Source organism: Paenibacillus sp. FSL R5-0912, from assembly GCF_000758605.1.
GTDB lineage: Bacteria > Bacillota > Bacilli > Paenibacillales > Paenibacillaceae > Paenibacillus_AQ.
In genome coordinates this window covers 5402193-5418010 of sequence record NZ_CP009282.1, presented here as the reverse complement: position 1 = coordinate 5418010, position 15818 = coordinate 5402193, and the positions used below count along the sequence as shown (strand labels likewise).

At 52.8% G+C, this 15818-nt stretch carries 7 protein-coding genes; 4 read left to right on the top strand and 3 right to left on the bottom strand.

Annotated elements, in window-relative coordinates; all coding sequences use genetic code 11:
- Positions 1-21 precede the first annotated feature (21 nt).
- From R50912_RS23030 to R50912_RS23020, 3 genes are all read right to left on the bottom strand, one after another.
- Positions 22-1011 (bottom strand): LacI family DNA-binding transcriptional regulator, encoded by a 990-nt coding sequence (locus R50912_RS23030; protein ID WP_042238172.1) that lies wholly within the window; start codon positions 1009-1011, stop codon positions 22-24.
- A gap of 433 nt (positions 1012-1444) precedes the next feature.
- Positions 1445-3076, bottom strand: coding sequence for a helix-turn-helix domain-containing protein (locus tag R50912_RS23025; RefSeq protein ID WP_042238169.1), 1632 nt, complete (start codon positions 3074-3076; stop codon positions 1445-1447).
- Between the two features lie 473 nt (positions 3077-3549).
- On the bottom strand, positions 3550-5277 hold the full coding sequence (locus R50912_RS23020; RefSeq protein WP_081956612.1) for a sensor histidine kinase: 1728 nt from the start codon (positions 5275-5277) through the stop codon (positions 3550-3552).
- Positions 5278-5602: 325 nt separating this feature from the next.
- Between R50912_RS23020 and R50912_RS23015 the strand changes: the two genes are divergently transcribed.
- The 4 genes from R50912_RS23015 (at position 5603) to R50912_RS35225 (ending at position 15718) form a co-directional block, all read left to right on the top strand.
- On the top strand, positions 5603-6946 hold the full coding sequence (locus R50912_RS23015; RefSeq protein WP_042238165.1) for an ABC transporter substrate-binding protein: 1344 nt from the start codon (positions 5603-5605) through the stop codon (positions 6944-6946).
- A gap of 201 nt (positions 6947-7147) precedes the next feature.
- The gene (locus tag R50912_RS23010; RefSeq protein WP_231637695.1) at positions 7148-8038 is read left to right on the top strand and encodes a carbohydrate ABC transporter permease; all 891 of its coding nucleotides are present in this window, start codon (positions 7148-7150) and stop codon (positions 8036-8038) included.
- Between the two features lie 15 nt (positions 8039-8053).
- A complete protein-coding gene (locus R50912_RS23005; RefSeq protein WP_081956611.1) occupies positions 8054-8893 on the top strand; it encodes a carbohydrate ABC transporter permease in 840 nt (279 codons plus the stop codon).
- Between the two features lie 150 nt (positions 8894-9043).
- A complete protein-coding gene (locus R50912_RS35225) occupies positions 9044-15718 on the top strand; it encodes an S-layer homology domain-containing protein (protein ID WP_156123269.1) in 6675 nt (2224 codons plus the stop codon).
- Positions 15719-15818: the final 100 nt, after the last annotated feature.

Genomic DNA, 15818 nt, shown 5'->3' with positions numbered 1-15818 from the left:
TCTGTGTGTACCGGGCTACTGTTACTCTGGTGTCCCGCCGCTGGTCTCCCTGACGATCAGCTTCGTGCCGATAATCGTATGCGATGGCACTTCGCGTCCTTCGAACCGCTCGGCGAGCAGCTGGACAGCCGCTTTGCCCATCTGTTCGGGATAGGCGCGCACCGTTGTCAGCGGGGGCTGGACGTAGGCGGCCATCTCGATATCATCGAAGCCGACAATGGCCATCTCTGCAGGCACCTGCACGCCGTGGTCGTGCAGGGCGCGGAGGGCGCCGACCGCCAGCGGGTCACTGGCCGCGAAGCAGGCGGTTGGCCGCTTGCCACCTGCCAGCAGCTCGTCCATCATCCGGTAACCGTCAGCACTGCTCCAGCTGCCCTTGCGGACCAGTTCCGGATCGTAGCAGCCCTGGCTCTGCATCATACGGCTGAAGTGATGCGCCCGGCGCTCGCCTTCACTGCCGCCGCCGATGAAGGCAATATCCCGGTGGCCAAGGTCCAGCAGATGAGTAAGCGCCTGACCGACAGCCTGACGGAAATGCGTCTGCACGGAGTCGTACTCCAGGTGTTCCTCGTACTGGTCGACCAGTACGGTCGTGCTTTTGTCGGCATGCAGCCTCTCGAATTCCTTGGGGTCGAAGCCGCCTACGACGATAAGTCCATCATCGGCCCGGAGCGGGGGCAGGAGGTTACGTCCGCGCAGCGTCTGGCCGAGCACAATCCCCAGCTCCTCACAGCGCAGCTCAACCCCGCGGCGGATTGAGCCGTAATACGGATCTTCCCGTTCTTCTTCCGCCGAGCACCAGAGCAGAAGCGTAATAGCTTTGCTGCTCAGCTCAGTCTCCCGCTTCAGCTGCCTTAACCGTGAGGGCTTGTAGCCAAGCTGCTCTGCGACTGCAAACACACGGCTCCGCGTGTCGTCACTGACAGCCAGGGACAGGTCATTATTTAGCACTCTCGATACGGTTGCGGCTGATACACCCGCCTCACGGGCGATGTCTTTAATCGTTGCCAAGCTGCTTCACGCCTTTTTAGTTAATATATTTACTAAAACTTCGCTTTTATCCTACCACTACTTTCATGTTCTTTCAAGTGGATTTTTGAGGCGCTTACATTAGGAGGGCGTCGATGAGAGCTCCTCCTGCCTCAACTGTGCAATGGCCGTAGTTTGTGCCTTAACCGGGTAAAAGTTTCGTTAACTATAAAATAAGAGATTGCCCCAAGGCGCCATTACATGGCTTTTGGGCAATCTCTTTCAGGAGCAGGCTCGTTATGAGACATGATGGACATGAGCCCTCATGAAGCAGTTTTATGTTATGTCACGCTACACAGCAGATTCCTGGCGGATTGGAGAGCCGTTATTTGCATGAATATCGCCATTCGGCAGGCATACGGACTCAGATCGCTTCATGTACTTCAACTCCGTCATCCGCCTAACCAAGTTCAGCTCAATGACTCCGCACATCCTCCGTACCTGATTCAATCTGCTGCATGTAATCCCGGGGGGAGAGACCGGTGACCTTCTTGAATACCTTGCTGAAGTAAAAGGCGCTCTCGTAGCCGAGCTTCTGCGAGATCTCGTAGATCCGGCCTTCCCCGCGGACCATCATTTCCTTGGCGGTGGTGATTTTGATCTCTGTGATATACTCTACATAGTTTACCTTGGCGACCTTGGAGAACAGATGGCTCAGATAGTTAGGACTGAAATTGAACACATCCGCCACCTGATTGAGCGACAGCTTACTGCCAAGATTTCTTTTGATATATTCCTGGACATTCTTCACGACCTGCTCCTTGTAGCTCTGTCTGCGGGTGGAGAGGATACCTTCGCATCCGTCCCGGAACTGGATCAGCCAGCCGGCGATTTCTTCTATAGTATGCATCTGATAAATGGCCCGGTAGCCCTCCGGCTCATTCTCAAATATCTGCTCCACAATGTTCTCCCCGTCCGCAAGCAGGGAAGTGGCCATATACAGGATATTGCAGGCGGCATCGGTGGCGGGAACCAGCAGGTCGGACCGGCCGTCGAAGATTTCGATCATTCTGGAGATAATGGTGTACAAGGCCCGGGTATCCATCTCTTCAAAAGCACGGCGGATCTCCGAACGTGATTCGGAGAAATCGAACATCAGATGCTCCTGCAGAAGTGTCTCGCCCTCTGTGAAGAAGACGAAGGAGCGCTCTTTAACCGCGGCCGGAAGTGCCTTCCGGGCGGCAAGATAACTCTCCCGCAGCAGATAAGGATCTTCGACGGCAAAGCCGATGGCACCGATGATCGTCACATTGAAGTAGTTGTGCAGCACAGAGGCCATGTCTCCAAGCAGCTTCTGGATGTCAGGCATCCAGAGCTGTGGATCGGTGCCCGGGAGAGGCAGTGCTACGGCGAAATTGCGTAGATCCAGACTGGTTACATAACACGGGCTGACGGAAGAGAGTGTATCCTTAGCCATTTGTACGGTACTGGAGCATAAGGCAACCAGCTTATCGCCGCGCGGTGGAACCGTATCTGGACCCAGAATGCGGCAGGTGCAGACGAGATAGGCGGCCCCTGGCAAATCCAGGTCCAGATCCTCTTTCTGCAGGAGATACTGGTTCTTGTTCTCGAACAGGTTGTTGAACAGGCGGATGAAGAATTTATCGCGCTGGCCCTGGATATTCCCGCGGTGGACCAGCTTCGGGTAGCTCTCCATCGTCTGGTAAGTCTCAAGCATGCCGATCGCTCTGCGGATGGATTCGGACAGCGCCTCCGGGGTCAGCTCCAGCTTAACCAGATAATCCGTGGCCTGCACTTCAATCGCTCCGCGGGCGTATTGAAATTCTTCATAGCTGGTCAGCATTATGAAGAGCGGCAGCCGGCCATACTTTTTGCGTACCGAGCCGGCAACCTCGAGACCGCTTTTAATCGGCATTTTGATATCGCTGATGACGATGTCAGGGCGGAGTGTATCGATCATCTCCTCTTCCTGGGCGCCGTTGTGGGCAATGCCTACAATCTCAATATTGTACTGGTCCCACTTCAGCATGGACTGCAGGCCGATACAGACCAGGGCCTCGTCATCTGCGATTAATAATTTGATCAAGCTCATCACATCCTTGCTCAGTCTGCTGAAATATAAGAGTTTATATGGTTCATACGTATGATAGCAGTTGGATTTTCTCCACTTGCTGAGGAGCGAGGGAGCCTTGCAATTACAGCAGTTGGATAAAAAGCACTTAAATGATCTCATTTCTTTCAAAGTAGCTGAAACCTCAAGTCGTAGATGTCATTTTTCCACTTAATTGCCCCTAATCCTGCGAAACCGAACAATTAAGATACATTTTTCCACTTGCTTGAGGGAACCGCTGGTTTCTAGCTCTTCAGCCAGCCGCCAGCTCTTCAGTCAGCAGTCAGCTCCAGCCGCCAGCCCCCGAATCTACAGCAGCTCCCCAGCTTCACAGCCAGGGCGGTTCTGCTTAAGCATAGCGGCACTTTTATATACAGTTACTGTTACTGGGCAACGTCGGGCGGATGAGGTATAGTCCTAAAAGGGACGGTAACGCAGTCTGTACTTAGCTACTCTCTCTGCAGGAAGGGCAGGAGCAGCTTCATGATGGTATATTGTCCAAGCTCACTCTCAATAGATAGGCCGTAATTCCCGCCAAAAGCCAGCTGCAGGCGTTCATTCACGCTGCGCAGTCCGACATTCTCGAGCATCCCCTTGGATTCATCCTCAGGAACGGATAGAATTGTGGAGATTTGCTCTTCCTTCATGCCGACACCATTGTCTTCGATCGTGACCAGGATATCGGCGAATCCGCTTTTGGAGACCGTGATGATAATATTGCCACGGCCCTTGGGCTCAATGCCATGGAAGATCGCATTCTCCACCAGCGGCTGAAGCGTGAAGCGGGGAATCAGGCCGGTGAGCAGCTCTTCATTCTCAATGTCTTTGACCATGGTGACCGTGCTGCCATAGCGGTATTTCTGGATCAGGAAATAGTCATCGAGCAGGCTCAGCTCATCCTTCAGCGGCATCAGCCGCCGGTTATCCTTGGCGATGCTGCGGAGCAGTCTGGACAGTGAAGTCGTCATCTCTGCAATGCCTGTAGCATTCTGGATCGTGGCCATCCATTTGATTGAATTCAGTGTGTTGTAGAGAAAATGCGGATTGATCTGGCTCTGCAGCATCCGGTATTCCAGCTCCTGCTTCTGCTTCTCGTCCGCGAGCCGGCTGTCCATGAGGGCCACGATATCCTGAGACAGGCGGTTAATGCCGCGTCCGACGTCGCCGAGCTCGCTTTTCCACTCAATATTGCGGTCAATCAGGAAATTACCCTGGGCAATCTTATCGATGCGCTTCTTGAGCTTCTCTACTGGAAGACTGATCGTACGGGTCAAATACAGCGTAATGATAGCGCTTAAGACAATAACCAGAAGGACAACGCCAAGCATCACCAGAATCCATATGTTTGCCTTGGGCGCGAACTGGTCGTTCGATAAAGTCTGTGACAGAATGACTCCGCTGCGTACGGGATAAGATACCACAATATGTCTTTCTTCATCATCCGTAAGCTTGACCATGGACAGCTCGGTTTGCGGGCCGACAGGTTTGTCATTGGTATAGGCTACCGGTACATAAGGTTCTGTAATGGCTGTGACCTGATCGCCGGTAAGCTGATAATGATGATTGCCGAGCGTGAGCAGCAGCCGGGAATTCTTCGGCAGGGAGTATCCCTTCAGCTTGTCGGTGATAACAGAGGTATTGGCTAACATATATACCGTTCCAACCCGTATAGCTCCTTTGCCGTAAATCGGAAACACAAACGGGATTCCATTCGTGTTGGAGAGCGGGTCCTTGATCACCTGATCCCATTGCTCCTCGGCATCTGCATTAAGACCGGCGATATGACCGATATTGTGTATGGTAAGCGGAACGGAGGTGCCGGTGTTATCCACCTGCAGAAACTTTCCGTTGTTATCCGTAACAATCAGGCGGCGGGCATAGCTGTTCGAGCGGTTATTCAGGAATTCCTGTTGCATCGAGTTGAAGACGTTAATGGCTTCCTTGGAGCTGGGGTTCTTGGACGCGAAATAATTCGTGATCAGGGTATTGGTGGACGAGTTGGTGCTGCAGGTCATTGCCAGGCCAGACAGGTTAATCAAATCCTGTTCAATAATATGGGAAACCAGCTGCAGATTGAACTCGGTCGCCTGAATGGTTGTTTTACGCTGATAATACGTAATCAATTCATAGCTGAAAAAAGACAGCAGCGACGCAATCAGCAGTGCGAATACGGCCATGAGCAGAATGATGCGGCTTTTAATAGTAGATTTTCTTACCGTTGAGAACACTCCTTTGTAAATGTTGAAAACATATTAAGCGTTTTCATCTACCTTATCATATTCCTGCCGTTCAATACAGACCAAGGAGAAGAAGCTAAGAATTTTACATGTTTCGGATAGGATATTACAGGTTTAGGCCGGACGAGGGGAAGAAGAGCACAGAAAAGTGAATGTTCTGTGTTTGATATTGCATCCCAATCCCGTCTGAAAAGGCTTACACTTTGAACTAAGGCCGGTTGAGCCGGTCGCGGATTGACCATAAGAAGGAAAAGGGGATATTTAAATGAACTTAAAAAGATTCTATGGCATGACCCTTAGCGCAGCGCTCTCCGTGAGCATGCTGGCCGGATGTTCCGGGAACAACGCCAATAATGAAGCTGCTGCAACTACCGCACCTGCGGCGGGTAACGCTGCAAACGCTTCCGCTGAACCAAGTCAGGAGCCTGTGACTTTGAAATGGGCGCTGTGGGACTGGGAAGCAACCGCTTACTACAAGCCGCTGATCGATGCTTATAAAGCTGCACATCCGAATGTAACGATTGAATATGTAGATCTTGGCTCCACGGACTATATGACCATGCTCAGCACACAGCTCTCCGGCGGTGCAGACCTGGACGTTCTTACCATTAAAGATATTCCCGGTTATTCGAACCTGGTGAAGCAGAATCATCTGGAGCCGCTTAAGAGCTACATGAGCACAAATTCCATTGATCCTTCCTTGTATGGCGGTACTGTGGAGCAGATTGAAGTGGGCGGCGAGGTGTATGCGCTTCCTTTCCGCAGTGACTTCTGGGTGGTTTATTACAACAAAGCTTTGTTCGACAAAGCAGGCGTGGAATACCCGAGTAATGATATGACCTTCGACCAATATGATGAGCTCGCCCGCAAAATGACCTCCGGCAGCGGTTCCGAAAAAGTATACGGTGCCCACTACCACACTTGGCGGAGCGCGGTTCAACTGTTCGGTATTCTTGACGGCAAGAATACGGTGGTCGGCGGCAACTATGACTTCCTGAAGCCTACCTATGAACGGATTCTGAAAGAGCAGGAAGACGGTATCGTGATGGATTACGCTACATTGAAGACTTCCAGCACGCATTATTCCGGCGTATTCTACAACAACTCCGTTGCCATGATGAACATGGGCAGCTGGTTCATTGCTACCCAGATCGAGAAAGTGAAGAGCGGCGAATCCCAATCAACAGAATGGGGCATTGTGAAATACCCTCACCCTGACGGTGTGGAAGCCGGTACAACTCTGGGTACGATTACTTCCCTGGCTGTAAACCAGAAATCCAAGCACAAAGAAGCCGCACTGGAGTTCATGAACTTCGTAACTGGTGAAGAAGGCGCGAAGGTTATTGCTTCTACCGGAACCATTCCGGCCATCAAGAACGATGAAGTTATCAATTCCATTACTTCCATCGACGGTTTCCCTGCAGACGAGAACAGTAAGGCTGCACTAAATACTGTTCAGACTTATCTGGAAATGCCTATACATGAAAAGAGTGCAGACATCGAGGTTATCCTGAATGAAGCACACGATAACATCATGACGAAGAACGCTTCGATTGATGAAGGCCTGAAGGATATGAACAAACGTGTAGGAGAGCTCTTGAACAATTAACCGTTCTGAGTAGGGCGGTCGCTAGTAAGGGCGGGCGAAGGCCCGCCCTCTATATGACAAAGGACAGCTTTGGGGTTCCCGCAAAGTACCTGAACAGGCATCACAGTAATTCATACTTTGCGGGGATGTTATATAAGGTTTGGAGGAGAAACAATGCAGAACGAAACCATATTGCATACAAATAAGAGCCCAAAAAGACGTATGTCAAGAGGGGTTAAAGATAACCTGATTGCCTACAGCTTCATTGCGCCGAACTTTATCGGATTTGCCCTGTTTACACTGGTACCCATGATATTTGCCTTTGTCCTTGCGTTTGTGAAATGGGACGGGGCCAATCCGATGAAGTTCATCGGGCTGGACAATTTCACCCGGCTGCTCAAAGATTCAACCTTCCACAAAGCCTTGTGGAACACCATTGTCTACACCATCGGAGTCGTACCGCTGACCATGATTGTGGCGCTGGCGCTGGCCATTCTGCTGAACCAGAAGATTATGGGCCGTAATTTCATGAGAACCGTGTTCTTCTTCCCTTATGTAGCCTCCCTGGTAGCCGTTGCGGCGGTATGGAACTTCATCTTCAGCCCTACCATGGGTCCGATCAACAACATTCTGCATACCCTTACCGGTATCCCGCTGGAGGATCTTCCCCGCTGGGCGGCGGATAAGCAGTGGGCCATGTTTACCGTAGTTCTTTTCACAGTGTGGAAAAATATGGGTTATTATATGGTCATCTATCTGGCAGGACTCCAGGGAATTAACCCTGAGCTCTACGAGGCTGCTGAGCTGGACGGCGCAGGCCCGTGGAGAAGATTCCGCAATGTCACCGTGCCACAGCTGGCACCTACAACCTTCTTTGTTCTGATGATTCTGGTCATTAACTCGTTCAAGGTCTACGATATCTTTATCAACCTATTTGCCGGCGCCGATAACCAGCTCAACGACTCTACGAGGGTTATGGTCTATCAAATCTACAATACGGCATTCCGTTCACTTGATTACGGATATGCCAGTGCCATGGCGATTGTACTCTTTCTGCTGGTACTTGGCATCACCATCGTCCAGTTCCGCGGCGAGAAGAAATACGGACAATAGGAGGATTCAAAAGATATGGTTGGAAAAAGTAAAGGACTCAGAATCAGCCTCATGGTTCATGTGTATATGTTGTTGTTTGCGACCGTGCTGGCGATGCTGGTTCCGTATATATGGATGCTGTCCTCATCGCTCAAGCTGAACAAGGATGTCTTCTCCTTCCCGATGCAGTGGATTCCGGCGAACCCCCGCTGGGAGAATTTCACGGATATCTGGACGCGGATTCCGCTCGGACGGTTTATTTTTAACACTGCGAAATTATCGATTATCGTAACGATTCTGCAATTGCTGACTTCAAGCTTTGCGGCCTATGCGTTCTCGAAGCTGCATTTCCGGGGCAAGAACTTTATCTTCCTGGGGTATATCGCAACGATTGCGATCCCTTGGCAGGCTTACATGGTGCCGCAGTTTATCCTGATGCGTTACATGGGACTGAACAATACCCACCTGGCTATCATTCTGCTGCAGGCGTTCTCGGCATTCGGTGTGTTCATGATGCGCCAGTTCTATCAGGGAGTACCTGATGAATTATGTGAAGCAGCCCGGATCGACGGACTCAGTGAATACGGCATCTGGGCAAGAATCATGCTGCCGCTGTCCAAGCCGGCATTGTCTACACTCACAATCTTCACCTTCGTCGCCACCTGGAATGACTTCCTGGGGCCGATGATTTATCTGACAGATACGAAGCTCAAGACCATTCAGATCGGTCTGCGGATGTTCATCTCGCAGTATTCTGCGGAGTACGGTCTGATCATGGCAGCAAGTGTGGTTTCCATTATTCCGGTAGTGATTGTATTCCTGGCCCTGCAGAAGTACTTCGTGCAAGGTGTTGCAGCATCGGGGATTAAAGGCTAGAACAAGTAACGCGCCTGGCAGTTGCATCTTTTCGTGGCTGCCGGGTTTTTTATAACCACTATGGAGGTAAGGCAAAGGTCTGTCCAAGTAAATATTCTTCTAACAACGCAATGTATACGATTATTTGTTGAATAAGAGGAGGATGAATGAATGAACAGCACAACCCGTGTCAAGAAAAGGCTATTCTCTGTGTTGATGTCAGGGGCACTTGTAGCCGGAATGTTTCCGGCACTAGGTATGCCGGCCGTATCTGCGGCCACTGTAAATACGGTCTATGCAGCGGCCCATATGGGGGCAAAGACAACGGCAGGTACGACTCTGCCTGCAAGCGTCGATGTTGGCGGCCAGAGTGCACTTGTGAACTGGAGCATTGGCGAAGATACCTTTGATGTGCCGTATGACACCGTAACCGTGAACGGAACCGCGAACGGCGGGCCGGTGGTGGCGAATGTGGAAGTAATTCCGCCGGCCGATAGTCCGCTCGTCTACTTCGTGGACAGCGGCAGAGGCGGCGATTCCTTGGGGAATCCTCCTGGAGACTCGCCCCTGTACGAGGCGGTCAAAACCTTGTCCGGCAGCAGCCTGCTTAACGGGTTACCGGATCAGAAATACGTCAGCGGAACGACAGACTGGGGCTTCGATGATACGGGCAATATGGTGAAGAACTCCAAGGCCGGAGAGCTGGCCGACCCTGCCACTGAGCCATCGGTATGGAAGGTTGGCCTGCGGGCAGATCCGTCCGGCGCTAATATCGTTTATAAATTGAAAGCGCTTAATGCGGGCACGTATACACTCAGCAGCGGTTTCTATGAATGGTACTCCGGCACGCGCAACCGCGGGATAGAGCCACGCCTGGAGTATAAGAATACCGCCGGGGACAGCAAGACGATCACGTTCACGCAATTGGACACCTATACGACCAAGTTTATTTCCGGTGAATTCACCATTCCTGGAGATGTTGATGTCAGCAGTCCTATGACCTTGACCTATGCTTCAGTATCCGGGGAGAAGCCGATCCTGAGCTGGTTCGCTGTTGCCGAAGGTGCGATCAAGCAAGAGCTTGAGGATGCCCGGCAGACCGCAGCCTCTACGGTCAAAGTTCTGCTCGACGGCAACGATATTAAGGAAGACAATGTTAACGGCCTGACGTTCAAAGGCTTCGGCGTGCTGAGCGGCAACAGTACCAGCGCCCTGCTGATGGACTATAAGTCTGAGCAGCCAGAGGCTTATGCGCAGCTGCTGCAGGTTCTGTTCGGCGGCGACCGTCCGCTGATCGACCATGTCAAGATTGAGATGGGGAATGACCGCAACAACTCGACAGGTCCCGACCCTTCGACGATGCGTACGGAGAATGAAGAGGCCAATGTTACCCGGCATCCCGGTTTCCAGCTTGCGGCTGATGCCAAGGCCATCAATCCTGCGGTTAAGGTAAGCTTCCTGCGCTGGAACGCTCCGGCCTGGGCGAATAACAACGACAAAATATATACCTGGTACAAAAATACGATTCTGTCCGCTTACCGTGAATACGGTTATATGGTGGATTATGTCAATCCTGATGTCAATGAGCATGCATCCGATTTGAACTGGATCAAGCAATACAGCGCCAAGGTTAAAGCGGATACTGAAGGCTTCGAGAGCACTGAGGAGGAGGCGCTGTATCACGACATCAAGCTGATTATTTCCGACGAGGTCGGAATCGGCACCTTCGGCGATGCTATGGTGAGCGATCTTTCGCTGCGGGAGGCGGTAACGGCCGCAGGCTATCATTACAACACTGATGATGACAGCAAAGGCAACTTCAAACGGCTGGCCGAAGAATTCGACAAGGAAATCTGGAACAGTGAGGCGCAGGCGACCTTCAGCAACTCGGCCTTCCGCCCGAACAACAATATGAAGGACCCGTCAACGGCCGGAACGGGCATCGGCGGCACCGGCGGTCCGCTGGAGATGGGCAATACCATCATTAAGGGCTTCGTGAATTCCCGCCGGACACACTTCATCTACCAGCCGGCGATCGGCTCTTTCTATGAAGGCGGACAGTATTCCTTCAAGGAGCTGGTCAGCGCGCGGGACCCGTGGTCGGGCTTCATACACTATGACGCAGGGCTGGTTATTCTCCAGCATTTCAACGGGTTTGCCAAGACGGGCTGGGAGAATGGGGATAATACAGCAGGAGTCTGGAGAGCGGTTCCCAAGGCCAGCTACACCGGTGCATCCGGCACGAACCCGGTCAGCGGACGGAACGGAACTCCGAGCTACATGACACTTGCTGCTCCGGGCAAGCAGGAATTCTCGACAGTCATCATCAATGACAGCGAGTATGAGAAGATCTACAAGCTTCAGGCGGTGAACATGGGCTATACAGGAAACCCTTCCCTGGAAGTATGGGAGACCCGTGCGGCTGATGAGGGTCAGGCTTTTAACAGCAATTATATGAAATATCTAGGCGATGCGGCTGCAGACGGCAGCGGTGTATACACGGTGAGAGTGAAGCCGTTCTCGATTGTAACTGTAAGCACATTGGATAATCACGCTACAGCAGAGTCGCCGGCACCGCTTCCGGTTGAGGGAGAACGTACGGTGCTGGATACCGATGCAACAGGTTCCGTACAGAATATGGAAGACGGAATTCTGTATGCGGATGACTTCAATTACGGCAGCAAAACCGTTCCCGTCATCGGCAAAGACGGAGGGATTGCCGGCGAGCAGAGCTATGTCAGCTCCCGCGGCGGTGAGCAGAGCGTCATTCCGCGTTATACCCAGGACCTTAACGGAGCCTTCGAGGGGTATCGTATCGGCGATACGGATAATTATGTCCTGCGCCAGCAGCTGGATCAGATTACAACAGGAGTTGGCGGTGCCTGGAACGGCGGAGACCCGGTCACAGCGATCGGTGATAACCGCTGGACCAACTATAAGGTCAGTGCCGATGTGTCTTTTGAGCAGAACAGTACTTATAGCGGCAACAATTACGCAGCAGTCGGAGCCCGCTATCAGGGCGGGTCACAGACGCTAAGCGGAACGCCATATGCGCTGAAGTTCTGGTTCGATGGCGGCTGGCAGCTGCTGTCCAGCGGTACTGTTGTCGCCAGCGGCAATGCCGCCACTGGCACCGGCGGTGTGAAGCTTGAGGGTTACGATACCGCACACGACGCATGGCATAACATTGCTCTTCAGGTTGCAGGTGATAGAATCACTGCCTATCTGGATCATGTTGAACTTACAACTTATACCGACCCGAATCCGAAGCTGTCCGGACGCGTGCAGCTCGCGAGCGGCTTCTATCATGTCCGCTTCGATAATCTAAAGGTGGAGAAGGTAGACGGCTATACTCCTTATTATTCAGAGCTGCTGGATAATCTGGAGATGCACGATCTGGCTGCGGTTCCGCAATCCAAGCTGGTGTACGAGGGGGCATGGGCCCATGAGAATGGCAAAGGGATGTATGTGTACCAGCGTTCCCTTTCGACCAGTCAGGCTGCTGGTGCGGTGCTAAAGTATACTTTTACCGGCACCGGATTGGATATTCTCGGGCCTAATGACGGCTCCGCCAAGCTGGAGGCGAGTGTGGACGGCCGGACTGTAGTGCTCTCTGGCGCTGCTGCGGCATCGAAGGAGCTGTATCAGACCTTCATGCTGCGCGGGCTGGAATACGGAGAGCACACGGTCCAGATCAAGGTGCTGAGCGGGACACTGGCAGTGGATTCCGTGGGAACTATCTCCGGCGGAGCTGCAGGAAACGTGAATACTGCTGCGCTTCAGCAGGCGGTGAAGGACGCGCAGGAAATTACCCGGCAGGATGAATTTCCGGAGAGTGACTGGAAGTTGTTCGCAGATGCGCTAGGTGCAGCTGAGGCAGCACTGAATAATCCTGTGCTGTACAGATTGGATCAGGAAGGAGCAACGCACCTTGAAGCGCGCTTGACCTCGGCCTATATCGGACTGGTTGTAGGCGATGTGAGGGAGCTTGCCGCTCCTCAGGATACGGCCACTTATGCCGGGAAGAAGCCTAACCTGCCGGCCATGCTGGAAGCAACGCGTGCTGACGGCTCCAAGGTGCAGGTGGCTGTGAAATGGAATGTAGACGCAGTCAGCTTCGACACTCCATATGAGCGGGTAGCTGTAACCGGTACTTTCGGAAATTTGAAGACAACAGCGTATGTGGAAGTGGTACCTGCTGGCCTCGTATATTTCCTGGACCCTGGTGTCTCCGCTGACGGGGTAACACCGCCATATACAACCATCAAGAATTTCTTCGGCGACAGCCTGCTGAATGACAAGGCGGATCAATTGTCGACAGGGGATGCGGTCTGGGGACATACCAACAGTACGGCTAACTACAGTCCAAAGGGACTTGGCGGAGCAGTAGTTGCTACAGACAAAGCACAGACTGGAGTATACAGCTTGAATACGAAGAATACGCCTCTGGTCTACAAGCTGCCTCTGAATGCAGGCAAATATACGATTTCGTCCTATCATCTGGACTGGTGGAACAACAGCAGCCGGACGATGGATGTTACTCTTAGCTATTCTGATGCTGAGGGGAAAGCCGTATCTGAGAAGGTTCGTACCGGCCTGGTTGCAGGTTCTGCGGGTACAGCGGTCAATCATGACTTCACGCTGCCGGTGAGCGGTACCGTGACCTATGCAGTGTACAATACGTTCAGTCAGGCTGCAGTAATCAGCTATGTAGCTGTAGCCAGAGATAAGGTCAGCGTTGCCAATGAGCAGGCTGTCCATGAGGCGAAGAGCATCATTGAAGGTGCGGCCTACAATGTGAAGAAGGAGACAGCGAATAGTGAGGAGGCTGTCCAGACCTGGCTGCAGCAAACCATAAACACACTGCCCGGCTTCAGTGCTACCGGAGTTGCCATGGGTGACATCATTTTGTCGCCATTCCAGGAAGCAACGAAGGATACGGATGGCAGCTTCACCTTCTCTGTTACGCTGAGCAAGGGAGAGGCGAAGGCGGATAGCTCGGCCAGCGGAGCAATTACGCTGCCGGTACCGGATACGGTTCTGCCGGTAATTACCCTGAGTGGCGAGGCGACCGTTAATCTGCCGGTTGGTTCGGAATATACGGATGCCGGAGCCACGGCTGTTGATGATCAGGACGGCGATATAACGGGCCGTATCGTTACAACAGTGACCAGTGAAGTATACGGCCTGACAGAGCTGGATACGGCGGTAGAGGATATTTATACCTTCCATTATAACGTCAGCGATACCGCAGGGAATGCAGCGGAGGAAGTAACAAGAACCGTAGTGGTTGCCATTGATCCGGATGTAACGAAGCCGGTGATAACCCTGCTTGGGGAAGCATCCGTTCAACTGGAGAATGGCGCAAGCTATACCGATGCCGGAGCTACTGCGGCAGATGACCGTGACGGCGACATTACGGAGCGCATCGTGGAGACGATTACGAAGGATGGGGAGTCAGTATTGACGCTGGATACATCGGCTGCAGGCACCTATTTGTACCATTATAATGTGACGGATACAGCGGGCAACGCCGCTGCTGAGGTGACCCGGACGGTGACTGTAGGCGAAGCAGAACAGCCGCCGGTGACACCAACACCTACGCCGACGCCGGAACCGGAGCCGACAACAGCACCAACGGCAACACCGGCCCCTACAGATGCGCCAGTGTCTACGGTAGCACCAACACCAGCGGCTACGCCATCACCGGCTCCGCAGCCGCAGACCGAGAAGGTTCTTGCCCCTGGTGATTTCGCGGCCCCGGCTGGCGGGACAATAACGGTTCAGCTCACGGATGCTACAGAATCCGTGCTGCTTCCGGCAGGATTATCGGGAATTACAGGAGAGAATACCCTGCGTCTCGCCTGGAGTACGGTTGCGGTCGACCTGACACCGGAAGTGCTGAAGAGCATTCAGCAGAAGGCTGCGGGTGCCGGAGGACAACCGGAGGGGGCGAGAATTAAGCTTTCAGCCGTGAAGACTGCGAAGGCTGCTGCGGAGCAGCTGATGAAGAATCCGGCTGTCAACGGTTCCGTTCAGCTATCGGCGGCAAGTGATGTAATCAGCTTCAGCCTGGAGGTACTTGCTGCGGACGGCACGGCCATGCCGGTAACCGCTTTTGACAAGCCGCTGACCCTTACATTCACTGTAGATCCTAATGCGAACCGCAGCTTGCTCGGTGTCTACTATATTGCTGCCAGCGGTGCCCTTGAATACATGGGCGGAACATTGACAGATGGTAAATTCACCGCCGAAATCAATCATTTCAGCCAGTATGCAGTGCTGGAGTATGACAAGACATTCTCGGATGTCAGCAGCACCAGCTGGGCCAGCGGTGTCATTAAGTCTATGGCTGCGAAGCATATTCTCGAAGGCATTTCGGCTACAGAATTCAATCCGCAAAGTGAAGTAACCAGGGCGCAATTCGCCGCTATAATTACACGGGCACTTGGCCTTAAGGCGGGAAGTACACCGTCATTTGCTGATGTGGATTCCAAGTCCTGGTATGCCGGAGCTGTTGCGGCTGTAAATGAAGCGGGGATCGTGCTCGGACACAGCAAGGATGCCTTCGCTCCGAATGAGCGCATTACCCGGGAGGAAATGGCGGTCATGATCGTCCGCGCTTATGAGTACTTACAGGGAAGCCGGGTAAGCCAGGCAAGTGATACAGCTGCAGGCGCGTTCAGTGATTACTCCCAGATTCATAGCTGGGCGAAGAACGCAGCCGGCATCGCCCTACAGGCGGGGCTGATCAAGGGCCGCGGCAATCAGCAATTCGCGCCGCAGGGGAGCATGACCCGCGCCGAGAGTGCCCAAGTCATCGCTAATTTAATGGGGCAGCTGTAACACCAGCGAGGCGGTTCATGCCCCACACCATATCGTTCAAACAGAGCAGCGGATCTCCAGTTAATGGAGATCCGCTGCTCTACGTTTATCTAAAAAAGCT